Origin of the sequence: Planctopirus limnophila DSM 3776, assembly GCF_000092105.1 — a bacterium.
Classification (GTDB): Bacteria; Planctomycetota; Planctomycetia; order Planctomycetales; family Planctomycetaceae; genus Planctopirus; species Planctopirus limnophila.
Genome location: NC_014148.1, coordinates 3,979,169 through 4,005,181, shown reverse-complemented (window position 1 = coordinate 4,005,181; position 26,013 = coordinate 3,979,169). Strand labels below are relative to the sequence as shown.

The following is a 26,013-nucleotide window of genomic DNA, read 5'->3' as shown; positions in this document are numbered from 1 at the left end:
ATCTCATAGCGAAAGACATCTTCCAGGAAGATGGCCCTGCTTGTTTTGTGAGCTGGCAAATTCACTTCTTCCCACTGCCAACCATCAGTTCCTGATCGACAGGGCCGTGTTTAGAACGTGGATGCCGGGACTTCTCGGCTCGATAAACCCTTCAAGACGTATTCTGGCTCCCCACCAGAATACAGCTGAGCTGTTGAGTATCCTGCGAGGTCGACTCGAACCTCTCTGTAAGACTCAAAACAGATCAGCTGTCTTCTGTGGGAGATCCGGACAACTTCAATCACCTCGTGGACTGACCCGCGGAACGCAACAATTCAAGGAGTGTTGCCTGATCGAATATGACACGTCGCCCCAGCTTCCAGGAGGGAATTTTTCCAGACCGTACATGGCGGTCGAGTGTGGCGAGTGAAATTCCCAGGATTTTTGCTGCGGTCTGGCGATCCACAGCGACAGATTCAAAGCCTGGCTTGTGTTCATGAAAAATGTCATACATGGTGATATTTCTCCATATGGGCTGAATCCATTCCGAGAATGCTGCTGCACAAGCTGGCATTCACTCCCTGTTTAGAAGGGACATTCCTGGCTGTTCATCAGGGAACGAGCACAGAAGTCGGGAATGGCTGTCTCAATCGAACCTCCTCTCGGCATGGCGTGATATGGCACAAAGCTTCAAGACTCATCGTAGCGCAGAAGGTTGATCCGCGCTAGTGAGGTTTTTGATGTGTCGTGAGAATTCCCGGCATGACTTTCACGGCGGCTGTGGAAGGCAATCCGGCCATTCATTTCTCGAACGGGACGCGACAGCTCTTCGCCCGGGCGGAATCTTTTCCTCTTGCGCTCACGCCCGAGATATGCGGGAATAGCGAAAGCTCGCTGTGTGCAGATGTAGTACATCGCGCTGTTCCAGACCCTCATTTTTGAGCGAAAAAGTGATGCCGCGCTCTCCATTTGGCGACTATTTCTTCTTCGAAAAACAGATTCCGGGTCCCACTTCCCCAATTCGGGAGCCAAATTGGCGGGAATTGTGGTGCCTTCTGGCCAGGAAGCACCCTGAGAAACGCCTTAAAGACCCCTGGTGTCTCAGTCTCCTGAAGTGCTGGGAGGTGCGGGAGCGCGCGCCAACAGTGAACGATCACATCGATGAAGCCGTGCTGATGGCCGTTTCCTTACGAGAAACGGATCCGTTCGTATCGGCTGAAATCGAGGCGCGTCTGCTGGCTCATCAGACAGTGAGTGAGGTGGCTTCTGTGGTGCAATGGCCAGAAAATGCCATTGTGGCTTATGAAGCCCTGTTCTTTGAGGTGTTGCCTCTTTTGAAGACATCGATCTCCTGGATTCAGCATAACGCTGTCAAATTTCGGCCTGTGGAAATCACAAAAAGCCATGAATACAGCTATTTCTGGAAGCTTGTGGCCTATCAATCGGGTCTCACAGAACTGGAGCGATATCTGACTCCTGAGTTGCGCACACTGGTGCGAAGGTATGGGCTGTTGGGATATCTGCGAGAAGAGAGCCAGCTGACACGGGAAGAGAAGCTGAGAGTTCTACGGATCCTGTCTCCCCGCGATACGCCCCGGCATCCCCGGCCACAAACATGCAAACTGGTTTATGCCGCTGAAAAACTGCGGGAATTGAGAGCTCAGTGTCAGTGGCTTCAAACCGTCTGTAATTCCCAGCCCTAAGGGTTCGGTAAGGGTCTGATGACTCCTGCGCAGGACTTGGCTGGGGGGGGCATCTCCCCCCAGATCATCGTTTTAGCACAACTCCTCAAACAAAAACTTGGAGAGCAAGTGATCACATGGCATGGGAAAGGCGTCGAAACGGAAACAGTTACTATTACCGCTCAGTTCGTCGCTACGGACGTATTGAGAAAGAGTATTACGGCAGTGGTTATGATGGGATCGCAGCAGCGCAGATGTTCGCAGCCATCAACCAGGCTCGGCGGAAGCTGACGTGTTTTGAAAATCAGGTGCGGAATCAGGCCAAAATCAGCGCCAGAAAGCTTCAGCAGCTGCTGGAGTTTCCACTCCCTGTGCTGGCCGGGTTGTTAGCACCAACAGACTATAAGCTGCCAGAACTCACGGATCGCCAGAAGCGACTGATAGGAAAGGCGAAGGCACGGGAGCTGAAACAGTGGGGCAAAACCGCCTTGTATCTGCAGCTCGTCACGATGTCCGGGCATTCTTCAACGCAACTGGATCAAATGAAGCAACTGGTGGAAAGCAAAGTCGCGCTTCCCGAGGGGATGCATGCTCATCCCATCCTGGAGTTGTATTACGAGCAGCTGGTATTGATGAATCTCAAAGATGCCTCCAGGACGCTGAAAAAATCAGGGCACCGGGCACGTCAGACGGCTCGCTATCACTATGAATATCCGGGACTCTATTCTCGATCCTATAAGGCGCGGGCAGCCATCGACCGTGTCGCGATGGCTGTCCGAAAATTTCCCGTGAGTCATGTGTCTCCGCCAGAAACATATTCGCTCGATCTGAAAATCCAGATCAAACTCAATTTTCCCGAAAAAGAGATCGAGACAGAGAATCTGTACTGGCCTCTGTATCAACATGAACATGCACGTCGACTGTCAGAAACTGCCTTAGTATCGTCCCCAACGTCATCTCCCACAGAGGTTAACGTCGAGGAGTCGGTAGTTCCGCAGGCTGTTGACAATGGCCAGGTTCTGGAGGACACAGCGGCTATCGACCCTCTCTCAGAGAAACTGTCGATACTCCGTATTCCCCGCATTGATGTCGACGGCTTGATCAACCAGCTGCCACCATTTCTCCACCTGACAAAGGCCAGTTAACACTACGACCTGCAAGTTCGAAACAGGATCCACACTACACACGCGACCTATAGTTCAAGACGGAGTGTCTTGAAAGCGCGCAAATTTTTGATTCTCGTTGATTTTCATGGGTTGCGTGAGTTGACGGAATGCAAGACATCGACAATCTTTATTGTCAGGGTTCTGGCGTTAGCAAAATGCTCTTCAGATCATTTGTAATTGAAGACAGCGACTCGCATCTCTCCCTCCCGAGCATTGGAATGCGGTATCCCAATGCAGCAGACCGAAGAATTATCCATGACAGAAAAAGGAGCTCATATCGACTTTTGATTTTACATGCAATCCGACTCTAGTGGCCGATTCGACCAATTGAAACTTATTGGAGAATGCGTTGCCGCTCGCCGAAAGTGGCGAATTCTGCTTGCCGAACTCTGTCGGTAAGACTAAGCGAGTTTTAACTCACCTGGGTATAGGAATTTTAGTAGAGGCCATTCAACCATCTTATCGTGTTGAGAGCCTTTCCTAACTACTGCACATTGTATCTCTGCTTACAACAGCGGCCCGTGTCTGCTGTTCTAAAGTTAATTGATACCAGTACTTGTGATCCTTGGCCGCTTGATATGACCGGTAGCTGCGCAACTATCATTGCGCCCTTACTGGGACCCCCGTGAGATTTCTTCAACTCGTACTGCGTGTGCTCACGCCGATTGTCCACACTTTCCCATGTTTCCACGGTGCTATTCCGACTCCAAAGTCATTGCGCCTAGAAAAGACGATGATGATTGCATCAAATTCGAACAACGATTCCCGTCTTTCTGCTCAAGTTCCACCGGAATCTGAAGCCTCATTATGGGGAACTCTCTTGCCGGGAATGAGCCCGTCGAATCCGGGGCCTGATACCAATCCACCCAGTTCCGAAGCCAATCAGCACGCTTCGAGTTTCAATCGCCCAGAGTCTGACCCTGAGCAAAGCGGCCCAAGACGCATTCGTGAAATCTTGCGGCAGCTGGATATTCACGACAATCGCATCTCCCTTGCCGAAGATATGGAGCTTCCGCAAAACTGGTCAATCAACTTTGATTCAAGTATGCCCGTTCTTGAAATGAGATCCGCGACCAGACGAAACGCCGAAGTTGAGAGCTTACCACAGTTGGCTTGGCTGTCCGAAATTCGCATCGATTCGATAAATAGAGAACAGGCTGTCGTTGTCCAGTGGTTAGACGACGGTCGATTAGATCAACGTGAGATTTCTCGTCGAAGTCTGGCTGATTCGAGAGGAATCTTGGAACTTTCCCGTTTCGGGATGAACGTGAACTCTTTGAATGCTCGTCGATGGGTCGGGTACTTTGGTGATTTCCTTGGTGACAACAGCATGGTCCTTCCTCATCGTCAGGTACTGAGACAGCTGGGGTGGGAAAGAGATCTCAATCAGTTTGCGTGGGGACGAACTCTTATCGCGGCCACACCTGAGGAACCAGACGGTATTGACGTCGTCATGCCCGATGACGGTTTCGACAGCGCTCTCGATGCCTTTGTGGCTGGAGGAAGTTTTGAAGAGAGCCTCGCACTTTTCCGTGAGGTAGCTGAGTCTCCGATCGCTCGTTTCATGCTCTACTCGTCGCTGGCAAGCGTCCTGCTCCCAATACTCCAGCGCCCCGGATTTGTGGTCGATTTATCAGGAACCACGAGCCTAGGCAAAACCACGACACTTGAAGTCTCGGCAAGTGTTTGGGGGCGGCCTGATGCCCAGGCGACTGGTGCAGCCCTGATCCATTCCTGGAACCAGACACGTGTCTTCGTAGAGCGCAGGGCCGCTTTCCATAACCATTTGCCGTTATTCCTGGATGACACCCGACAGGCCAGAAATGACCAGATCAGCCAAATCGTTTTTGACCTGGCGAATGGAATCGCTCGCGGAAGAGGAACTGTTGCCGGAGTCCAGCAGACAGCGAGATGGAGACTGATTGCTCTTTCAACGGGCGAGCAAGCGCTCACCAGCTTTGAAGAGCAGGGGGGGACCTGGGCACGAGTCGTTCCACTCAACCGTCCGCCCTTCGCCAATCTGATCAGCAATGCTCGAGAAACGGTCGATGGCTATAGATCACGGGCTAATCGCCATTTCGGCCATCTGGGACCACGGTTTGTGCGACAGGTTCTTCAGCAGCAAGCGAGTTGGGAACAGTGGCGGGAACGCTATCGTGAGATTCACGAGACGCTGGCACATTCCGTCCAGAACAATCCGGTTGCGGGACGAATGGCGGGCCATCTCGCGGTCGTCGAACTCGCCGCCGAGCTGGCAGGAGAACTCTTCGATCTTCCAGAGAGACTCCGGCATCCGGGCCGGGATCTTATGGCCCTGCTGGCTGGTGAATTGATCGAAACAGATCGCCCCCTTGAGGCACTGCATCACGTCCTTGATGAGGTTGGCCGACGGTGGTTCTTTCCAGTTAACAATATGGCTTCACTGCAGGAGGGTCTGTTCCGATCATCCGAAGGTCAGGGAGACATTGTTGGACGTTGGATCGTAACGCGTGACGACGCTAATCGACGTCCATCTCTGGCCCTTACTCTCACCGAACTGGAAAGAATTCTTCAGTTAAGAGGCTTCAATTTCCAGGAGACAATCGCAGCATGGAGAAATCTTGGCTGGCTTCATGTCAGCGGGGGTCGTGGGAACCTTCAAATGGTGCGATTGTCGAGAAATGGCCCTACAGTACGAATGGTCTGCCTGAAAGGCAGCATTCTGGCGCCTCTGTTGGAAGAGCGAGCCGCAGGCACGGAGGAAGTACCGGAGTGATCGTGGGCAGTCTCATCATGGCTGATTCCACCTGTTGAGGTGGCTTAACGTCTTTCGACGAGCGGCCATACAGCTTGTAAAAAAGAGCTTGTCAATGAGTTAAGAGCTTCCGATGCGGTTTGTTACTGAGGTGACTTAGCTTTCTGCAGATAGCTCTCAAGGTTTCCATCTGACAGCTCTTCCGTTCGGGTCGTTAGGGAGGAGGGACTATGCCCTCCTCCCTCTGTCTGAAAATACGTAAGAGCGCGACAGCAGCAAAAGGCGGCATCGCTACAACCCGAAAACCAGATCACCATTCATCGCAATGAAAGTCCATCATGCATTCAGTGCTTTCGATTGTCTCACCACCATCTCCTCCACCATCTTCAATCAGACCCCGCAACGTCGGTCTCGCTCGGGCTCTTCAAATAGCTTATCCCGAGCAGACTGCGCACATGCGCATCGCGAATCCGGGTCAGAGAAGAACTGTACGTTTCGATCCGCAGCAAGGGCGTGAGGTTATCACAGGCTTTGGCGAAGAATTCGTGCTGAATTGCCCGTTCTGTCGTGACCAAAGAAGTCGCATGCGTGTATCGGAGACTTACTACCCGACTGACCAGTCGAGATCCCACCGCTGGCACTGTTTTAACGAAAGCTGCCATACAAATGGAGTACTCGCAACTCGATTCAATTTGAGAATCAGTTCTGTTTGGCGAGAGGCTCAACGATCTTGCGCCGGGGATCTCTGGCTGCCCACCACGACGGTATTAACCCCGGGCGACGCAGTGGTACCGATAGTACTGCCGCCCGAGTTCCTGTCTCTGACTGACTCGACCTCGAATCATGATGCGCGAAACTATCTTACCTCACGAAACTTCGACCCCGAACAGCTCGCACGCGACTGGAATGTGGGGTACGTAGATGAGTCCGATTCCTCACAGCCCAGAATTGTCCGTCGGCTGATTATTCCCTTCTACCAGATCGAAACCTTAAATCTTGTCGGGTGGCAGGCGCGCGCAATTGAGCAGAGTGATCAGCCGAAGTATCTCACGGCGACGGGATTCCGGAAGTCGTTACACTTGTATGGCATGCCGGGAGTTACTGATCGCTCGGAGATCGTTGTCGTGGAGGGTGTGACCGATGCCTGGCGGATTGGTCGGAATGCAGTTGCCCTTCTGGGAAAGTCGGCCAGCCAGACCCAGCTCGACCTCCTGGTGGATCTGGCCTCAAAAGCGTCCGCCGTCCTGGTGGCGTTGGATAGAGATGCTGAAACCGACGCCATGGAATTGATTGGGCGATTGCAGAGACAACTCAGCTTACGAGCAGTTTCGAAACGGGTCTTGCGCTGCCTGCCACCAGATGGCCGTAAAGATTTCGGGGAATGCCGACCTGAGGAAGTTGAACACGCCTTGAGGCAGGCGAGAGCGGATGCCGGGCTTCTTTCACAGTCTGCTGGGACGATCATCATCCCCCCCGCGAGGGACGTATCACGTCTTCCGATCGCCAGTGCGATTTCGCGTCCCCCGGGCATGAACCCCCTCCAGGTCATCCAGCATACGGGACGAGAGCTTACGGCGTCCGCACGACTCGATGCAGCGATGAACCCGATCCTTCGAAAGATTGAGCAGCATGGACTGCTGCTCGATGAAAGGTGGAATCCTTCATCTACCAATGATTTGCCTGAACTGAAGAGAATGCGGCTTAGCGCCGCCCCGACTGGAGGACGCCTCCGTACGCGCCTTTCGCAAAACAGATCCCGGACAGGTCGAATTACGGCTTCACAGTATTCGTGCCAGTCGATTCCCCTACGTCTACGTCCAGCCGTCGTTGTAGGCGAAGGCCGGACTCTTATCTCCGCAGATTACCGGGCGTTCGAATGGCGTGTGGCAGCAGCGCTGAGCCAGGATTCGCAGTTGCTCACTGATTTTGGAAGTCCTGATTTTGATCTCTATGCATTCCTTGTCAGCCAATTCGATGACTTGAAGCATGATGTCAGTTCCGCTCGGCCTATAATTAAAGGGGACTCGATCCAAGCACTCTACGATTTCATTGATGATGGCACAGCATCTGACGGCAAGACCTCTGTCGCGGAAGCCATCCAGCGGCTGTTCCCCCGGCTGATGACCTGGCGACAATCCGTGGCAGCGGAGGCTCTCAGTAGCGGGTTTGTCACGACTCCGTTGGGGCGAGTCATAGACCTCACGGAAGGCCAGGACGACTTGAATCGCCAACGCCAAGCAGTGAACAACCTCATTCAGGCCCACGCTGCTGAACTCTTCAAGCAAGCGCTGATTGCGATGGATCAGAGGCTTCCTCCCGGTGCCCGCATCCTACTGCCGATGCACGACGGCGTGCTGGTAGACTGTCTGACGCACCAATTGGACGCGGTCGCCCGCGGCATAAGAGCCGCCATGACCGGATTCTCAAATCCTATGCCCGTTCCGCTTCAAGTGGTGATTGAAACCGGACAGAACTGGGGGGCTTTGCAGCAGTGGATTGAAACACCTTCCCAATAGTCAGCCAGGGAGCAAAGGTTGTTGGCGTTATGCTCCGGTGTCTCTCAATGAGACGCCGGAGTGCTTTCGCCAGAGACCCATTCCCGCTCGAAGAGTCGAAGGTGGTTTTGAGGTTGAGGGAAGTATGGCCGTTGAGTTTTTCGCAGGGCTCTGATTTCGGAAAAATCGAAATCGTCGATCAAGTGAGAACGAAATCGAGCCTGCTCTTGAACTGCTGTCAGGTGCTCACCCGATGGAAACAACCGTTGCACAGTCGTTCAAGAACGAGCGTGGAGAGAGCTGTCCATCGCATTGATCATGGAGCGTAGACAGGCCCGGATCATTTACGAGCTGATTAGCCCGTCTCCTCTGCATTCGATAACGACGGCTGTTGCATTCGATAACGACGGCTGTATCTCGAATGTTGTGAACAGGGTTACGGAAGCTGATGAACAGCTTGAGCACTGACAGGTCATCAAATCGAGGGATACGAGCACAAAATCTGGTTTTTAACGATCGTTTGTTGCAACCGTTGACAATCAGTTACCAATGTGGGGCAGAACACAGGTAACACTGTAAGTGCTGTCTATTGCACTGCTTAGAACTTCTTTGGAGATGCTTGTTACGGTTGTTACACATAATTAAACACTATATCAGGAAAATAGAATTGTTAGTCGCTGTCTGATGGATGAGCCTCCAAGAGCCAGTACATACCTCTTTCTGAAACACTGAAACAAGCGTAACAACAGCAACTGACGACTTCGCCTGGCATCTGGACAATCAATTGAACAGATCACCGACTGTCTTCGCCTGCATGAACTTCGCCGGGTTTGATTCCACTGCGATCGCCTCGAAATGGGCTTTGCCGCAATCGATTTTGGCTCCCTCTTTATCGCGGAGTTCGTCGACATACAGAGTACCTTTGGTTTCAACAACCAGGTGCAGCCGTCTCCAGCAACTCCATTATGAGATTGACACGCAGATTCGACAGACTCCTGCCTGACAGGAAAAAGTCGAGCTGCTCAAAAGTGTTCCCGGGATTGGCCCGCAGACAGCCCGCGTTCTGGTGCTTGATTGACCGGAACTGGGCGAGTGCTCGCGGGAAGAAATCGCAGCTCTTGTGGAAGTGGCTCCCATGAACTGCGACAGTGGTGAATGTCGTGGCCAGCGGATGATCCGTGGCGGACGAAAAAATGTCCGCACAGCTCTGTACATGGCCACATTGGCCGCCACCCGGCATAACGCCGTGATTCGCGGCTATTACCAGAAATTAAGAAACGCGGGGAAGGCCTTCAAAGTGGCCCTGGTGGCCTGCATGCACAAGCTGATCACCACCCTCAATGCCATCCTCCGCGACCGGAAACCCTGGCAACCACAACCCGTCATTGTTTGAAATTCATCATGGTCGCTTGTATCGCCACTCAATGAACAATTATCGTCTCTACACGGGAAACGATTTGGAAGCGTTGCTTGAGTTGACCGAGTGGTCGATTGAGAAATCTCCGAACCGTTTATGAACAGGACTCAGGCAAAGGAGCCGCCACGATTGACACATCAGCTCGGACACAGATTCCGTTGTCCGTTCTCGACTATTTGCTCACTGCCCAGTTCGCCATCGCTTGGGCAGGAGAAGGCGGGGAAGAATCCCGGCTTGACTGGTGGCGTACTGACCTCCAGAGTGAGTTTGGTGGGGAAGATCTTTTTCGTCGCTTGCTACCACATACTTGGGAGTGGGCCATCTTTCAAAGTGTGCGCGAAGCAGCACGGAGGAGAGACGCCGATCTGCGTGGGCACGCTCACGACGCCGAAGAAATTATCTCACTTTTTTATTTGGGATTTGATGTAGATGAGCGTGTCGATGATCGACTTGCCGACCTCAAACGCCGTCAGGTCACTCCGACGATCGCTCTCCCTGGATTGAAGGAAATCGTTTCCGAAAGTTGGAATCCAGAGCAATTTGTGGAGTGGCTTGAAGGACACCATCCTGCTGAATTCACGAATGTTCCGGCGGGCCGCCGTTTGAAAGGGAAACAGCCGGATTCGCTTGAACTGACGGTTTCCAACTTGATTTCCGCATTCAACCCGCTGTCGGATTCCTATCCATTGCCACACTATCGGAGGTCGAGTTGATGCCTCGGCCTTCGGAGACCACGGCATTTCACACGCGACTCCTCAAGTGCTCGCTTGAGGTTGAGCATTGTCGCGCTTACTGGCATCGTGTTGCCGAAGCCGCCGATGACACTATCACCCAAATCGCATTTAAAGAGTACTGGTTTGGGGCGAGGAGTTTGCCACGTGTCACTCGGCTTATCAATGATTTCCGACATCGATTTGACCAGTTCCCGCCTGCCATGTCGATCCTGCATCGATGGGGGACAATGGACTCAAGCACTCGCCGCTTGATCTGTCATTGGCACCTGCAGTTGGCTGATCGGCTCTACCGCGAATTCACCGGCGGCTTCCTAGTCGATCGCTATTCTGCCGGGCGAACCGAAATGACCAGAGATGTTGTTGTTCGCTGGATCGATCATTCCGCTCCCCAGCGCTGGACTACCGCCACACGGATACAGTTTGCGAGAAAACTGCTCTTTTCGGCAGGCGAAGCTGGCATCCTGAAGGGAACCCGAGATCCACGTGAATGGCAGGCGCCGCGAGTGACCGACGAAGCACTAAGCTACATTTTGTATCTGCTGCGTGAAATTCAGTTTCAAGGCACGCTGATTGACAACCCGTATCTGGCTTCGGTTGGCGTGACCGGTCCGGAACTTGAGCGACGATCGAGAACGTTCCCCGACTGCCCTCTCCGAAGACAGGGAGAACTCTTTGAGTTCTCATGGCGATACAAGGATCTCGCGGAGTGGGCTGAGGCGAGGATCCTCCATGGGGAATCTCAACTGCGGGAGACAGCATGACAGCCGATCTTTTCTCTCAAACTCCGCTTCAGGAAGCGATTCATGCGCTGCGGTCGGACCTCATCCAGGAAGATGGCCCCCGCATCAGCACGATGCGGAACTATCGATTCGCGATTGTTCAATACGATCCCAAAGACGAATTCCGTCTTCGGCGTGAAGTTCGCCGGCTCAACACCGAACTCGTATCCGAAGGTTGGATGGTGCTGACGATCAATCTGCAGAAGCTCCTCCTGGATCGCGTTCGGTCGCAGGGTGAGGATTTCATTCAACGGTTAGTCGAACGCGAAAAACGAACTTCCCAAAAATCGATCGAGCGTGGCATCCAGGACCTTCAGACACGGCTTGCCCCGCTGATAGAGGGGCCGGAAGGCATCGCAGCCGACTGCAGTCGAATCATTTGTGATTATGCCGATCAGAACGCAGAGACCATTGATCGAACGGTCGCCATCGTTGGTCGGGCCGGCGCACTGTATCCGTTCTTTCGATCATCAGCCCTACTGCGCCATCTGGATGGCAGAACACGGAACGTCCCTGTCGTTTTGCTATACCCCGGAGAACGGCGTGGAGAAAAAGGACTCTCTTTCATGGGAGTTGTTGACCCAGACAGCGACTACAGACCACGGATTTACTAACAGCAGATGGGCCGTCCATGAGCAGTCCCGCTTTAATCAGACACTTGTTTCGCCAGGATGTCACTCGCGACATTCCTCCGGTGGTGTATTTTCACGAGCAGAGTCCTGGAAAGGTTCAGGACGAAGTCTCGGAGTACATTATCACTGGTGGTTGGAACAAAGATCATCCCAACTTCAAACGAGTGCCTGATGGAATTCACGAGCAATACGTCAGGCTGCTGAACGCCATTTCCCGCGAGATGGAAAAGAATGGCGGCCCCTCGCTGCCTGCAGCATGGATCTCCGGATTCTATGGCTCTGGTAAATCCAGTTTTGCCAAACTGCTGGGGCTGTCGCTGGATGGGCTTGAACTGCCCAATGGCCAGTCGCTGGCCGAAGCGCTACTGGCGCGTGACCTGTCTGATCGAGCACAGGAGTTTCGCGACGCCTGGAAGAAGCTGCGGCAACTGATCGCCGAACCGTTCGCCGTGGTGTTCGATATCGGTGGATTTGCCAGGGACAACGAACACATTCACACGGCCTGTGTGCGTCAGGTACAAAAGCGACTCGGATACTGTGCGAATCTGCCGTTGGTGGCCAACTTCGAACTGCGTTTGGAAAAGGCTGGCGAATGGACGCGGTTCCTGGAGGTGTCTGACCAGATCGGTCACCCCTGGGAACAGGAAAAGGACCAGCCGTTTGCCGACGAAGTCTTCTCCGAAATCCTGCATCACTTCGACAAAGACCGCTACACCAATCCGATGAGCTGGATCGACAGTCGGGCCGGGACGACGGTGACCGACTCCCCCACCGAAGCAGTCTGTGCCATCAGTGACATGATGCGGCTTCGCAAACCCGACGGCACTTTGTTTATCGTCGTGGACGAAGTCTCGCAGTACGTGCTGTCTCACGAGCAGCGGGTCGACAAGTTGAGGGCATTTGCATCTGAGCTCGGTAGCCAGTTGAAGGGCAAAGTCTGGCTGCTTGCGTTGGGTCAGCAAAAGATCGATGAGGACGCGGGCGACGCTTTCCTCGTCTGGGCCAAGGATCGTTTTCCACAGCAGCTCCGCGTCCATCTTGCCGCCACGAACATCCGGGACGTCGTCCATCGCCGGTTGCTGCAGAAGACCGAAGCGGGCGCGAAGGACCTTCGCAAGCGATTCGAGAAACATCGGCCGGATCTCAAGCTCTTTGCGTTCGGCTGTGAAGACGTCTCTGCTGACGAGTTCGTTGAAGTCTACCCGTTGCTCCCAGGCCAAATTGATTTGCTGCTGCAAATCACCAGTGCCATGCGCATCCGGTCGGCTCGCGCCCAGGGAGACGATCAGGCAATCCGTGGTCTGTTGCAGCTGTTGGGTGAGCTGTTTCGTGACCAGAATCTGGCCGATCTGCCCGTTGGCAACCTGATCACACTCGACACGATTTACGAGATTCAAAAAACCGCGCTCGATTCCGATACGCAGGCCAGCATGGCCCGCATCCTGAACGAAACCGCCAACCGTGCTCCTATGCTGCAGCGCGTTGCAAAGGCGGTCGCTCTGCTCGAACTGATTCAGGATACCCGACCGACCGACGCCAAGCTGGTTGCCCAGTGCCTGTACGATCGCATGGATCGCGGCAATCAGGTCAACGAAGTCACAGAAGCGCTCGAAGAACTCCGTCGTGATAACCTTCTTGCCTTCTCCGAAAAGCTGGGCTACCGCATCCAATCGACGGCTGGTGAGGAGTGGGAACGCGAGAAACGTGAGATTCGCGCTTCCCGTGAAGTCATCAGTGAAATCATTCGCGATGCCTTGCAGATGGTGATGGAGAAACCGGAAAAGCCCGCCTTCAAAAAACGGCCATTTCCCTGGGCCGCTCTCTTCTCTGATGGCAAGGGCATGGATGACGACAAGCTGGTGCGTGCCAAGGACGAAGCCGTCGTCTGTGTCGACTTCCGTTTCGCCCAGCCCGATGAACGATCAGAATCGGTTTGGATTGAACGCAGCAACGAAGTGAATCTTCACGACCGCCTGATCTGGGTGTGCGGCGACACTAACGACCTGACCGATCGGGCGCGTGCGTTGGCCCGCGCCCGAGGAATGGCCAAGCGATATGCTCCCCGCCGCGATTCCCTCAGTGAGCAGCGAAAACTGCTCCTGCAGCAGGAAGAGGTCAAATCCGAAACGCTGGAATCGGACATCCAGGACATTGTGGAGTCCGCCTGGCTGGCCGGTACCATCTACTTCCGGGGCAAGACTTACAAGCCGGACGACTTCGGCAGCAAGTTTGCCGGCGCACTGCTGAAGGTCGCTGAACGAGTCATGCCGATCCTGTACAAGGAATTTGATCCGATCACCCTCCAGCCATCGGAACTGGATCAGTTGCTGATTCAGGAACTCAGCGGTCCGTCGACACGGTTTCTCAAGGATGAACTCGGCATTCTGGAACTCGATGCCGGCAAATACGTCCCCACCTGCAGCGGCCTGATCCCCACGCGCATTCGCGAACTGATCGAATCCGAAGACGGTGCCACCGGTGCTCATCTCCTCTCGAAGTTCGCTGGCCCGCCTTATGCCTACCAGGCCGAAGTCATTAAAGCCTGCGTCATAGGGCTGCTGCGTGGCAGCAAAATTAAAATCGAAGATGGCGAAGGGAACGAAATCACCGCGGTTCGCGATGCCGGCGTGCGAGACGTCTTCGAGAAGCCTACCGCCTTTCGCAAGGCTCAGTTCATCCCGGTGGGAGACGACGACATCGGTGTGCGGGCACGGGCTCGGATCTGCAAGTTCTTTGATGAGCAACTCGGCACGCCGCTCGATCGTGAAGACAACGCGATCGCCGATGCCGTGGAGAAGAAGTTTCATCCGCTCGCGTCCGATCTGCGCGACGTCCTGGTGCGGTTTGACCGCGTGCCCGGCAATCGGGAGACCCCGACGGAACTCACCCGACTCAATTCTGCTCTGGAACAGTGCCTTTCCAAAATCCGTAACACAAAGGAAACCCTCAAGCGGGTGAAGAAGCATCTCGACGATCTGGTCGACGGTGTCAAGCTGCTTAAACGCTTTGGGGCCGAACTGACCGAAGACTCGCTGCGCCTGCTTCGCGATGCCCACAACGTCGCCACGAATCAGGCCGCCCAGTTGCGCGAACTCGGTACGCTGACCGGCCCCGCCCAGGAATGCGCCGAGCGGATTGCCGAACAACTCGCTTCGTCGCGTCCGTGGGTGGATGCCCTGGCGATTCAACCGGATCTCGATGTGGTCTGTCAGGCCTACCGCGAGGAACGGACTCGTCTATTGGAATGGCAGGAGCAACAGGCTGAACAGGCGCGGGCCCGTATCCGGATGCGGGATGGCTACAGTACGCTCCCCTCAGAGAAAGGACACAACGTCCTTCGGCCCATCAACAACTCATGTAGCGACACCACCGCGGCGGCCATCGCCCCGGCGCTGCGGGATCTCAAGGATCCGTTCACCGTCCGGCTGCAGGCCGCCGAGGAGCAGGCGAACAGGCTGCTGGATGAGTATCTCAGCGGAGGATCGAAGCCGATGATCGTCCCGGTCGATCTTTCGTTGCACAACCGGGAAATCAAATCGGAAGCCGACGTCGACGCCCTGGTCGAAGAGATTCGCGAACGCCTGCTGCAGCAACTGCGGAGCGGTCAGCGAATCCGGTTGTTGTAGGAGCACGGGCCATGACGATGACTCCCGACGCCAAGACGAAACTCTCCAAAACCATTCGCGCCCTGCGCGAACGCCTGCTCACCGAGCTGAATGAAGCGGTTGACCGCGAGTACAAATTTACGCTCAAAAATCCTAAGCTCGACACCAAAACGAAGATCAAACGGCAACGGCTGGAGGACTGGCTCGCCGAGCAGGTCCGCACGCAAACAGGCAAAGTCAAACGGACGAAAGAGGTCTTTCGTTCCGACGCGGAAAAGCAGGCCGCCTATACGCTGCTCAACCGGCTCGTCCTCCTGCGGATCCTGGAAGCCGTCGGGTTGCGGAAGCCCAAAGTTGTTACCGGGGGCTGGAACAGCCAGGGGTACAAGGACTTTCGCGAACTCGCCCAGGCACTGGTCCAGTCCGATGATGGCGAAGGCTACCCCTTCCTGCTGCAGCTCATCTTTGAAGACCTCGCCATCGACCTCCCCGGATTATACGGCTCCGCCGGTGTCGCCGATCTCATTCCGGTTCCGTCGCCCACGATTCGGGCTGTCGTTGAAGCCCTCGATGATGAGGCACTGGAGACTTGCTGGACTGACGACATGACGCTCGGCTGGGTCTACCAGTACTGGAACGACCCCGAGCGGGAAGCGCTGGATGCCAAAATCAACGGCGGCGGCAAAATTGAGCCACACGAGATTGCCTCAAAAACGCAGATGTTCACCGAACGCTACATGGTCGACTGGCTGCTGCAGAACAGCCTGGGGCCGATGTGGCTCGCCATGTGTCAGAAGCATGGCTGGACTCCCGGGGTTGTCGCCGATGGGACGCTCGACCGGCTCGAACAACGCCGCTCGGAGTGGCGCGCGAAACGCGACGCCGGCGAAGTCGCGCTCACCGACCTCATGCCACTCGAAACCGACGCCGAGCGGCGCTGGGCGTATTATGTTCCCCAGCCGATTCCGGAAGATGCGGTCGATCATGCTCCCCCGTCCCTCCGTGACGTGAAGATTCTCGACCCGGCCGTCGGGTCCGGGCACTTTCTCGTCGTTGCGTTTGACCTGCTGTTTGCCCTCTACAAAGAAGAAGCGAAGCATCGCGGACAACAGGCGGGGGAGCAGTGGACCGATCAGGCGATTGTCGAACGCATTCTCGAACACAACCTGCATGGGATCGATCTCGATCCGCGGGCGGTGCAGATTGCGGCGGCGGCGCTGTGGTTGAAGGCGCAGCTCGTCGCTCCGTCGGCCCAGATCAAGCAGCTCAATCTGGTGGCTTCCAACCTGGGGATCTCGCGGCTGGCGGACAACGATCCCTCGCTGGTGGAACTGCGGCGGGCGATCGAGGCGGAGACTGGCATTCCGGGCAAGCTGACGATGCAGATTGTTGACGCACTCAAGGGGGCCGATCATCTGGGGAGTCTGCTTAAGATTGATCAGGCGATTACTGAAGCCATGCATTCCTTTGAGAAATCACTCGGGATGAAGGACAAAGTCGATCGGGTCCTGTTTGGTCCGGAACTCGGTTCTGAGATCGTCATTCAATCGGGCGGCGTCGACCGCGCGGCCACGGAAGCCGGCATCCTCTCCGCCCTCGAAAACTTCCTCAGCCGGCATACCAGCAGCGAGGAACTGGGGCTGCGGCTGGCGGGGGAGCAACTGGCGGCGGGAGTGCGGTTTGTGCGGCTGGTGAAGGAGGGAGCGTACGATCTGGTCGTCGCAAATCCGCCGTATCAGGGAACGTCCAAGATGGCGGACGTGAAGTACGTCGCCACGCACTACAAGCTGGCCAAGGCGGACCTGTTCGCGGCGTTCCTGCTGCGGGGCCTGCAACTGGTCCGCGAGCACGGCGTTTCGGCGATGCTGACAATGCGGAACTGGATGTTCATCAAGCAGTATTCCGACCTGCGGCAGCACTTGCTTCAGACGTATGACTTGCGGGCACTGGGAGACTTCGACCGGGGCGCGTTTGAAGAAATCCTCGATGAAGTCGTGGCAGTCGCGGCGGCCTGCTTCGCGCGGGCACCGCACCGTAGTGAGAGCGTGGCTCAGTGCCCGACGCCGCGTGAGGATCGGTCGCGGGATAACGAACGGACAAAACGAAAGCGGGCGGCGACGCTCTGCCAAGTCGGCCGCCACACGTTCGACCCCGCCGCCCTGAAAGTCGTCCCCGAATGGCCCCTCGTCTACTGGTGGGATAGGGCATTCTTAAAAGCATACAGCGAAGTTGGCACGGTGGGAGCCAATAGCCCCGCACGGAAGGGCGTTTGCACTTCGAATAATGGATGGTTTATCCGCCGGCCATGGGAAATCTCGGTAAACAGAATCCGCCATCCTCGAAGTGTGGACCCGACTTGCCATTGGGCACCCTATGTAATGGGGGCTGCTGGTAAAGCTTGGATCGAACCAGTCTCGTTTGCTCTCGAATGGTCACGCCATGGACTCATGGTCAAAGTGTTGAACGACTATATCTATTCAAGCTATTCGAGGACCATACAGAATCAGCATTTGTACTTTCGGAAAGGCGTCGCGTTTACAACTATTGGCTCAGCATTCACAGGACGCTCTTTTCGAGTTCCGTCAATCTTTGACACGACAGGATGCAGTGTCTTCGGGGCAGACATCGCGAATACGACGGCCTTGTTCAATTCATCGAAGGCGCGATCAGTATTGACCAGCTTAAACCCCACGATTCACTTTACAAATGGAGATGTCAATCGCTTACCGCTATTTCCGATCGAGAATGCTGACGACGTCTTCAGTCTTGTCGAGACAGCATTCACGAACCACGAATCTCACCGCGAGCCGTCCGTCGAGTTCAAACGGCCGGGGCCGTCGCCGTGGCGGCAGGCTCAGGAGTGGGCGCAGCTGGCGGTGGATCGGCCCGAGGGAGCGCCGCTGCCGGAGTATATTGAGGAACTCGATCCCGAGCCGCCGACCGATCATCTCAGCTTCGCCCTCGGCGTCGCCCTCGGCCGCTTCGGTGCAGGCGGCGAAGGAATTCTTGATCCGACCAAAGACGACCTCTCCAAAGCACTGCCAGCGGGCATCCTGTTCCTCGACGGGGCTTTGGGCGATGACGACCGCCGCGACTCTCTCGGTCATCACGCCGCCCAGATCATTCACGACAACTGGAGCGAATACGGACCGCAGATCGACAAGCGGCGTTCGCTGCGGGACTGGCTCCGCGAAAAGTTCTTCCCCGATGTTCACAAGGGGATGTACGAGAACCGCCCGATTCACTGGCCGCTTTCGTCTGGCAAGAAAACATTCGTCGCCTGGGTGACAATCCACCGCTGGAACGACCAGACGCTACGGGTGCTGCTGGCCGATCATCTGGAACCGGCCCTGAAACGGCTCGACGGCGAAATCACCGACCTCACCGCCGCCCGTAACAGTGCCGACAGGAAACAGGCCCGCGGGGCCGAAGACCGCTACGCCGACGTGAAAGCCTGGCGCGACGAACTGGCGGAGTTCATTCACCACGTCCAGGAATGCGCCGAACGGGGCCCCGAGCCTCCCGATGCGAAGAAGCCGGAACGGGAAGTCGACGCCCGTTACATTCCCGACCTCGACGACGGCGTGATGATCAACAGCGCGGCCCTGTGGCCGCTGCTCGATCCGCAGTGGAAAGACCCTAAGAAGTGGTGGAAGGAACTGGTCGCTGCCCAAGGGAAAAAGGACTACGACTGGTCGCATCTCGCCATGCGGTACTGGCCGACCCGTGTGGATGAAAAGTGTCAAAAAGACCCGAGTCTCGGCGTCGCCCACGGCTGTTTCTGGAAGTATCACCCCGCGCGAGCCTGGGCCTGGGAACTGCGTCTGCAGGACGAAATCGGCCCGGAGTTTGAGATCAAGGAAGCCTCCTATCGAGGTGACGGCGGCGACTCTGAACACCGTATCAATTACCTGCACAAGGAGCCGACCGAAGCTCTGGCAGCGATTGAAAAGGAAGTCCTGCGTCGCAAACGGAAGCAGAAGCAACCGCAGTCGGAACTGACAATTCTGGAACCCATATTGTGGTCCATCGTTCCGGACGAGTGCTGGGAACTGGAGTTGAGGCTGACCGAAAAACAGCAGGTCGAGTTTCGCTTGCTCGCTCCCGATGAACCTGAGTGCCGTGCCAGGTTTGAGCAGGCTCATCCGGATCGAGTGAAGTCCCGCTGCGCCCTGGTGAGCAAGTTGAGTCCGCCAGATCTGTACGTGGATCTGGAAGACGAGGATGAAGCGGCGAGTGCCGACGCCGAAGATCTCGATACGGAGGATGCCGACGCGATTGATGCCAACACAGGGGAGGTGGAGGCATGAGCGATCTCTTTGGGCCAGTTTCTCGTTTGCTGGAAGCCGAAGTCCGTGACTGGGTGACGAAACACAACCTCGTCTTCTGGCTGGACACGGGCAGCCACTACGTCGATCTCGTGAACCAGCTCCGCGCGCTGCGGAAACAGGGAGAATTGAAGTACGATATCTACACCTTCAACGGCAGCTTTCTTGAAATGCTCTTTGAGCTGGAAGAGGTGATGGGGGGCGTCGATGCGACGCGGGCCGTGATCCATTTGCCGGGCTTCAACGAAGAACTGGTCAAAGCGACCCCGCTGCTGGAGCTGTACAAGGCGGGTGCGCGGTATCGCAAGGCCCTGGAGACGCTGGTCCGCGATGCGGCCGCGGGCAAGGTGCGTCCCGATCAGATTGATGAGTTCCTGCAGCGCGGCAATTTGTCGCTGGCAGGGGCGGACATGTGGCTACACGATCTGCAGTCAACAGGCGCGGAAGGTCTGGCCAGCCAGTTACGCAACGTCTCGCTAAACGAACTGGTCGACGACCTGCTTCTGAACCGGTCGCTAGCCCAGCGGATCGCGACGATCGATCTTCGCGCCGGGACAATCTCTGATGGGGACCCAAGGGCGATCCGGGACCGGATCGTGTCGCTGACCGGGATGCCAGAGTCGTGGTTCGACGTGAGCCTGCAAAACTCTTTCTCCAGCGGCGCGGAACCGACCTCCGTGGAAGCCGTCGCGTATGCCATCTGCAGTTGGGCCGCCTGCGTCAGTTATGTTCACGACCTACTGGTGCCCCCTCTTTCCCCACTGCTGGAACCGGTCCCCCGTCTGCCGCAACTCGTGCGGGACACCTGCCACGAACTGGTGGTCCATCTGCAGAACGGGAACGAACGCCAGCGATCGTTCTACCGTCAGATGGCCCTGGAAACAGAACTCCGGTTGACCGACGACGTGGGTCAAATTGCAGCTACCGACCTGGGACGATTCGACACATTCTATTTTGAAGAGGAGACCATCCTTAAGGCGTCCTTGCAGGCTCTGCAGGACCGGCGCTGGGACGCAGCCCAGGATTGGGCCAGCCGACGCAGTGATCCCAATTCATTCTGGTTGGTTGACGACGCGCTGCGGAGAAACGTCTGGCAACTGGTCGCGGGTGCGGCACGGCTGGGAGTCGCCATTCAGACGGCTGGTCCCGCGCTCAAGGCGACCGACAGTGTCGCGAACGCCGCTCAGGAATACGTGCAGCTTGGAGCGAAAGTCGACCAGGCCCAGCGTCACCTGGAACAGGATCGTCAGAAACTGCTGCGATCCCAAATGCCGGAATTCGAGCAGGTCCGCTCCGTGCTGGACCAGATGCAGATCGTCTGGCGTGACTGGGCCAACAGCTGGGGCCAGGGGTTCAATGCCGTCTGCAAGACGCATGGATTTCTGCCTGACTCGTCCCTGCAACAACGCACTCTGTTCGACGAGACCGTGAAGCCGCTGACAGCCGGCGATGGAATCACCGCGTACTTTGTCGTCGATGCCTTGCGGTACGAAATGGGTCAGGAGTTGCTGGAGTCGATCGGAGACACCGCCAAGACGGACGTAAAGCTGGACTGGCGGCTTGCAGAATTGCCGACAGTTACGGAAGTCGGCATGAATGTCCTTGCCCCGGTCGCCAAAGGAAGCAAACTTCAACCAGAGATCTCCAATGGCCGCATTGCTGGATTCTCGACGGGTGAGTTCCGTGTCCATGATCCGGACACACGGCGCAGAGCCGTGCATGACCGGGCTGGCGGACGGACGTGTCCGCGCATCGAACTTGAGGAAGTTCTTCGCCTGGAAGCTATCACGTTGCGGAGAAAAATTGCTGGCGCCAGGTTGGTCATGGTTCACAGCCGAGAGATCGACAATTCGGGCGAGGCGGGTTTCGGACCATCGGTGTTTGAAACGGTGCTCAAGGATCTTCGCTCGGCCTGGCATCTGCTGCGCGAGGCCGGCGTTCGGCACTTTGTCTTCACTGCCGATCATGGTTTCCTGTTGGTGGACGAAAACTCGCACACGGCGCAATCATATGGTCGTAAAATCGACCCCCATCGTCGGTACGTGATTGCGGACCGGGCTGCCAATCATTCTGGCGAAGTGCGGGTTGCCCTGCGCGACCTCGGCTATGACTGCGATGATCTACACCTGATGTTCCCTGAAAGCGTGGCGGTATTTGATACTGGTAAGCAGCGCAAGGGTTTTGCCCACGGTGGAAACAGTTTTCAGGAAAGGGTGATACCAGTGCTGAAGATCTCGCACCGAGTGGCAGTGGGTGGTAACAGTACTGTGTACAATTTGAGTGCAGCACGCAAACCAGCCGTCGCCGGAATGCATTGCCTCGCCGTCCGTGTGGCCCACGCTTCAGGTAGTCTTGATTTTGCCAGCATCTTTGAACTCGACCTGGCACTCCGTGTCCTTGATTCGCCTGATGTACGCGTCGAACTGTGTGAGATCCGTGGAGGAGCCCGACTTTCCTCCGGGACCGTCATCGCGACCGTGGGAGAAGAGTTTGAACTGTTCTTCCGGTTGGCGGGAGGTACGGATTCTCGCGTCTCAGTCGAACTATACCACCCCAGCCGGGAAGCCAGTGTCGAACCCTGCGCACTGAAGGAGCGATTTGATGTGGTTAGACGAATCGCCATCGCGACGTCCACTCGCACCGATGAAACACCTTCACAGTCTGAGGTCTGGCTCGCCGATTTGCCTGGTGCAGAAATTCAACGAGTCTTCCGGCACCTGGCCCAACATGGCACAGTGACGGAAACCGAAGTCGCCGAGATGCTCGGCAGCACCCGGGAGTTCCGAAAATTCTCCCGCCAGTTTGAACAACACGCGGCAAGAGCGCCATTCACAATCCGGATTGACAGTGTTTCAGGAGTGAAACGATATGTCCGGGAAGGAGCGACCTTATGACATCCATCACTGGCCGCGACGTTGAACATATTTTTGAGTCATTGCGCAAAGGGCTTGTTCCCGAGCGTGGAATCGATACGTTCGCCGTCGGGATTGAGAAACAGCGAAACGAACTGCATCGCCAACTGGAACTGGTTGGCAGCCACGAAGGGTCGATCAAGTTCCTGCGTGGTGGCTATGGCTGCGGCAAGACCTTCATGGCTCGCCTGGCATTGCTCGATGCTCAAGCACGTGGATTCGCAACCAGTTTCGTCGTCGTCTCCGACAACGATTTGCACTTTCATCGATTTGACGATGTGTATCGAAAAGTAATGACCGAGCTGGGCACAGCGTCCTGTCCGCGGGGTGCATTGGGGGACATTCTGGATCGCTGGATTGGTGCGGTCGAAGAAACATTGGTCAATGCCGGCGTCGATGACACTGCTGACGATTTCGATGAGCGTGTCCGGAAGCGACTAAACGAAGACTTGGTTTCGTTGACGGGCGGGAACGCCCCGGAAGACTTCATTCGCGTAATTCAGACAATCTTCGATCTTAAACAGGACGGAAACGTCGTTGACGCTGGAGCACTGATCTCATGGCTGTGCGGCAGTGGAAACGTAGCGGCCTCCGCGAAGAAGGTAGCTCAAGTCAAAGGTGATATCGGTAGCCGCGACGCCTTGCACTACCTAAGGGGTGTTCTGGAAATCGTGAAAGCGGCCGGCTACAAGGGGCTCGTCATCGTCATTGACGAGGCGGAAACGATTCTTCGCATGAGAAAGGACTCACGTCACAAGTCATTGAATGGGATTCGGCAGATTGCCGATGCGGCAAGCTCTTATCCAGGACTGCTGTGGCTGTTCACTGGAACTGCGGAGTTCTTTGACACCCGGCATGGAGTAGCAGGACTGACGCCTCTGCATGATCGAATTCGATTTATTTCCAGTGGGGGATTCGCCAGTCTCAGGCAGGCGCAACTTGAATTAAAACCGTTCGATACAGAGCGACTGAAGGCGGTCGCGTTACGCTTGCGAGAAATCTATCCGGGACAGGATCGTTCGCGGCTCGAGTCTGCGGTCAGCCAAGAATTTATTGAGCGTCTTGTGGCAAATGTGACAGCCGGTTTCAAGGGAGATGTCGGAATCGTCCCTCGACAGTTTCTCCGTGAGTTCGTCACACAGATGGATCTCGTCGAAGAAAACAAAGATTACAGCCCAGCGGAACAGTACGGTTTCAAACCAACTGAATTGAGTACGGAGGAACAGACTGTGTTATCCGGTACCAACGGCAATAGAGAGTCTAAGGACGATGAGCTGGTACCCACGGAGGACGCATGGTAAGCGTTTTTTCAAGACTGGCTCCGCGACTCCAGCAGGCCATCGTTGCCCGACTTGGCTGGTCCAGCCTACGGCCTGTCCAGGAACTGGCAGGTGAAGCGCTACTAAGCGGCAGAAACGCAGTGATTCTGGCCCCGACTGCGGGGGGGAAGACCGAGGCGTCGATGTTTCCGACGCTGTCGAATCTGGTCGATCAACAGCCGGTCGGAGTCGGAGCAATCTACGTCGCTCCGATCAAAGCGTTACTGAACAACCAGGAAGACCGTCTCGGGCTTTATACCGAGATGGTCGGACTTCGACGTTTTGTGTGGCATGGGGATACCACGACCAGTGCCCGCAAACAGTTCCTGGACGATCCGGCAGAACTTCTGATGACGACTCCGGAATCATTGGAGGTGATGCTGGTTTCTCAGCGCGTGGATGAGCGGGCTCTCTTCGGTGACCTGCGGATGATCGTGATCGACGAAGTGCACGCGATCGCGGGCACTGACCGTGGCGCGCACCTAATGAGCGTGATTGAACGCATTCGGCGAGTTTCCCGCCACGACATTCAGAGAGCCGGACTCAGTGCGACGGTTGGCAACCCAGCAGCGATTCTTGAATGGCTCAAGGGAACATCGGAACGTGAGGGAGTCGTCGTTGATCCGCCCAAGAGGCCCTCTCGAAGGCAGCTGCTGATCGTCCATGAGGCCGACCAGACGCAGATTGCTGTTGCGGCGGCGCAGGTTGCCCGAGGTTGCAAGAGCCTGTTCTTCTGCCAGTCCCGGGCCACGACCGAGGCTGTGGCGGAAACGATGCGACGATCCGGAACGACCGTCTTCGTCCATCACAGCGCTGTCTCCAAAGAGGAACGGCTCCTGGCAGAACAGGAGTTTCATCACGGATCCGGTGCATGCATTGTCTGCACGTCAACGCTGGAACTCGGCATTGACGTTGGTGACCTCGATAAGGTCTTGCAGGCCAACGCACCTGAGACCGTCGGGTCGTTCCTTCAACGAATGGGGAGAACTGGCCGTAGGGAGGGACAGGCGGCCAACACCACCTTCTTTTGCGAGAGCACGGACTCAATATTGCAGGCCATCGCCCTGATCGAACTGGCGAAGGCTGGTTGGGTTGAAGATGTTCCGGTGAACCAGCGTTGCTGGCCGGTCCTCATTCATCAGTTGCTGGCGATGTCGCTGGCTGAAAACGGTATTCCTACCGACGTGGCTTGGAAACACCTTTGTGGCGTGCCTGACTTTCAGCGGATCAGCCGAAAGGAGTTCGATCGGCTGATTGAGTGGATGATACAGGATGGCTCATTGCTTCTGATGAGTGGCCGACTGATCCTGGGACCCCAGGCGGAGCGACGATTTGGCCGCCGCAACTTCATGGAGCTATACGCAGTCTTTTCGAGTCCCCAATCGTACAACGTAGAAACGGTCAACCGGCAGGTCATCGGAACCTTGACTCAGGATTTCGTTGATGGGCTGGTTGATGGCGTGAGTTGTTTCCTTCTGGGCGGGCGTGCGTGGGCGGTATTTCAGGTTGTCCATAAAGATCGACTGGTCGTTGTCGAGCCAGCCCCGCGAGGACGACAGCCGACATGGGGTGGGTACCTACCCCAATTTCTGGGGTTCCACCTTTGTCAGAAGATCCTGGAGATAGTCACCGCCGACGACGAATACCAATATCTTATGCCACCAGCCGCTGATCTGGTTACTCAAGAACGAAACCGAATGGAGTGCCTGGTTGAGCCGATTGTTGGTGGAATCAACTTCAATAAGGATGGGAATGAGGTCATTTGGCACACATTTGCCGGAGGCAGGGTCAATTCGACGATTCGGTATGCGATTGGTGCGCTTCAGCCGACATGGACCATCACACCTGACAACTTCTCCGTGAGATTTAGAGACTCGGATATAACTGAAACAGCCTTCAAATCAGTGATCCGAGAACTGGCATCCACCGACTTCTGGAACGATGATTCTGTCTGGCAAGAAGTCCGGGCTGCACTGCCGGGTTATCGCCTCAGCAAGTTCCAACCGTTAATGCCGGCGTGTATCGAGCAAGAGGTTCTGTTCGATTATTTGTTGGATCGACATCAAACGGCTGATTGGGTCAGGAGGATTTTATGACCGCAATTTTTGACTCAACTGAGTTCCGTGATCCCGGTAATTGACTTGTTCGGATTGAAACGCATCGCCCACCAACTGCAAATACTCACTGTGTACTATATTCACGTTTGCTATGCGTATTTGATCGAAAATTAT

General features: G+C 55.8%; 15 protein-coding genes and 1 pseudogene. 13 read left to right on the top strand and 3 right to left on the bottom strand.

Annotated elements, in window-relative coordinates; all coding sequences use genetic code 11:
- Positions 1–280 precede the first annotated feature (280 nt).
- Together PLIM_RS15870 and PLIM_RS24225 are read right to left on the bottom strand one after the other, a co-directional pair.
- Positions 281–493 carry a helix-turn-helix domain-containing protein gene (locus tag PLIM_RS15870; RefSeq protein ID WP_013111339.1) on the bottom strand — a complete coding sequence of 71 codons (213 nt, stop codon included), beginning with the start codon at positions 491–493 and terminating at the stop codon, positions 281–283.
- 176 nt (positions 494–669) lie between these two features.
- Positions 670–894 carry a hypothetical protein gene (locus PLIM_RS24225; protein ID WP_013111338.1) on the bottom strand — a complete coding sequence of 75 codons (225 nt, stop codon included), beginning with the start codon at positions 892–894 and terminating at the stop codon, positions 670–672.
- A 230-nt stretch (positions 895–1,124) separates the two neighbouring features.
- Between PLIM_RS24225 and PLIM_RS15865 the strand changes: the two genes are divergently transcribed.
- The 4 genes from PLIM_RS15865 (at position 1,125) to PLIM_RS15845 (ending at position 8,077) form a co-directional block, all read left to right on the top strand.
- A complete protein-coding gene (locus PLIM_RS15865; protein ID WP_148227142.1) occupies positions 1,125–1,682 on the top strand; it encodes a hypothetical protein in 558 nt (185 codons plus the stop codon).
- Between the two features lie 116 nt (positions 1,683–1,798).
- Positions 1,799–2,806, top strand: coding sequence for a hypothetical protein (locus PLIM_RS15860; RefSeq protein WP_013111336.1), 1,008 nt, complete (start codon positions 1,799–1,801; stop codon positions 2,804–2,806).
- A 754-nt stretch (positions 2,807–3,560) separates the two neighbouring features.
- The gene (locus PLIM_RS15855) at positions 3,561–5,582 is read left to right on the top strand and encodes a DUF927 domain-containing protein (protein WP_041401959.1); all 2,022 of its coding nucleotides are present in this window, start codon (positions 3,561–3,563) and stop codon (positions 5,580–5,582) included.
- A gap of 764 nt (positions 5,583–6,346) precedes the next feature.
- A complete protein-coding gene (locus PLIM_RS15845) occupies positions 6,347–8,077 on the top strand; it encodes a DNA polymerase (RefSeq protein ID WP_196349460.1) in 1,731 nt (576 codons plus the stop codon).
- Between the two features lie 759 nt (positions 8,078–8,836).
- On the opposite strand, the gene PLIM_RS25085 is transcribed toward PLIM_RS15845, so the two are convergent.
- On the bottom strand, positions 8,837–8,971 hold the full coding sequence (locus tag PLIM_RS25085) for a hypothetical protein (RefSeq protein WP_449300694.1): 135 nt from the start codon (positions 8,969–8,971) through the stop codon (positions 8,837–8,839).
- 28 nt (positions 8,972–8,999) lie between these two features.
- Between PLIM_RS25085 and PLIM_RS23085 the strand changes: the two are divergent.
- The 9 genes and pseudogenes from PLIM_RS23085 to PLIM_RS15800 form a co-directional block, all read left to right on the top strand.
- Positions 9,000–9,449, top strand: a pseudogene (locus PLIM_RS23085) (transposase); the annotation flags it as partial.
- A gap of 98 nt (positions 9,450–9,547) precedes the next feature.
- Positions 9,548–10,186 carry a BREX-6 system BrxE protein gene (gene brxE, locus PLIM_RS15835; protein ID WP_013111333.1) on the top strand — a complete coding sequence of 213 codons (639 nt, stop codon included), beginning with the start codon at positions 9,548–9,550 and terminating at the stop codon, positions 10,184–10,186.
- The gene (locus PLIM_RS15830; RefSeq protein WP_013111332.1) at positions 10,186–10,968 is read left to right on the top strand and encodes a BrxA family protein; all 783 of its coding nucleotides are present in this window, start codon (positions 10,186–10,188) and stop codon (positions 10,966–10,968) included. The genes brxE and PLIM_RS15830 overlap by 1 nt, the downstream gene beginning before the upstream one ends.
- The gene (locus PLIM_RS15825; protein WP_013111331.1) at positions 10,965–11,600 is read left to right on the top strand and encodes a DUF1788 domain-containing protein; all 636 of its coding nucleotides are present in this window, start codon (positions 10,965–10,967) and stop codon (positions 11,598–11,600) included. Before PLIM_RS15830 ends, PLIM_RS15825 begins: the two co-directional genes overlap by 4 nt.
- 17 nt (positions 11,601–11,617) lie before the next feature.
- Positions 11,618–15,244 carry a BREX system P-loop protein BrxC gene (gene brxC / locus PLIM_RS15820; RefSeq protein WP_013111330.1) on the top strand — a complete coding sequence of 1,209 codons (3,627 nt, stop codon included), beginning with the start codon at positions 11,618–11,620 and terminating at the stop codon, positions 15,242–15,244.
- Between the two features lie 11 nt (positions 15,245–15,255).
- Positions 15,256–19,533: a BREX-6 system adenine-specific DNA-methyltransferase PglX gene (pglX, locus tag PLIM_RS15815; RefSeq protein WP_013111329.1), complete on the top strand. Its 4,278-nt coding sequence runs from the start codon at positions 15,256–15,258 to the stop codon at positions 19,531–19,533.
- On the top strand, positions 19,530–22,445 hold the full coding sequence (gene pglZ / locus PLIM_RS15810; protein WP_013111328.1) for a BREX-6 system phosphatase PglZ: 2,916 nt from the start codon (positions 19,530–19,532) through the stop codon (positions 22,443–22,445). The genes pglX and pglZ overlap by 4 nt, the downstream gene beginning before the upstream one ends.
- Positions 22,442–23,764: a BREX system ATP-binding protein BrxD gene (gene brxD / locus PLIM_RS15805; protein ID WP_013111327.1), complete on the top strand. Its 1,323-nt coding sequence runs from the start codon at positions 22,442–22,444 to the stop codon at positions 23,762–23,764. The genes pglZ and brxD overlap by 4 nt, the downstream gene beginning before the upstream one ends.
- Positions 23,758–25,878 carry a DEAD/DEAH box helicase gene (locus tag PLIM_RS15800; protein WP_013111326.1) on the top strand — a complete coding sequence of 707 codons (2,121 nt, stop codon included), beginning with the start codon at positions 23,758–23,760 and terminating at the stop codon, positions 25,876–25,878. The genes brxD and PLIM_RS15800 overlap by 7 nt, the downstream gene beginning before the upstream one ends.
- Positions 25,879–26,013: the final 135 nt, after the last annotated feature.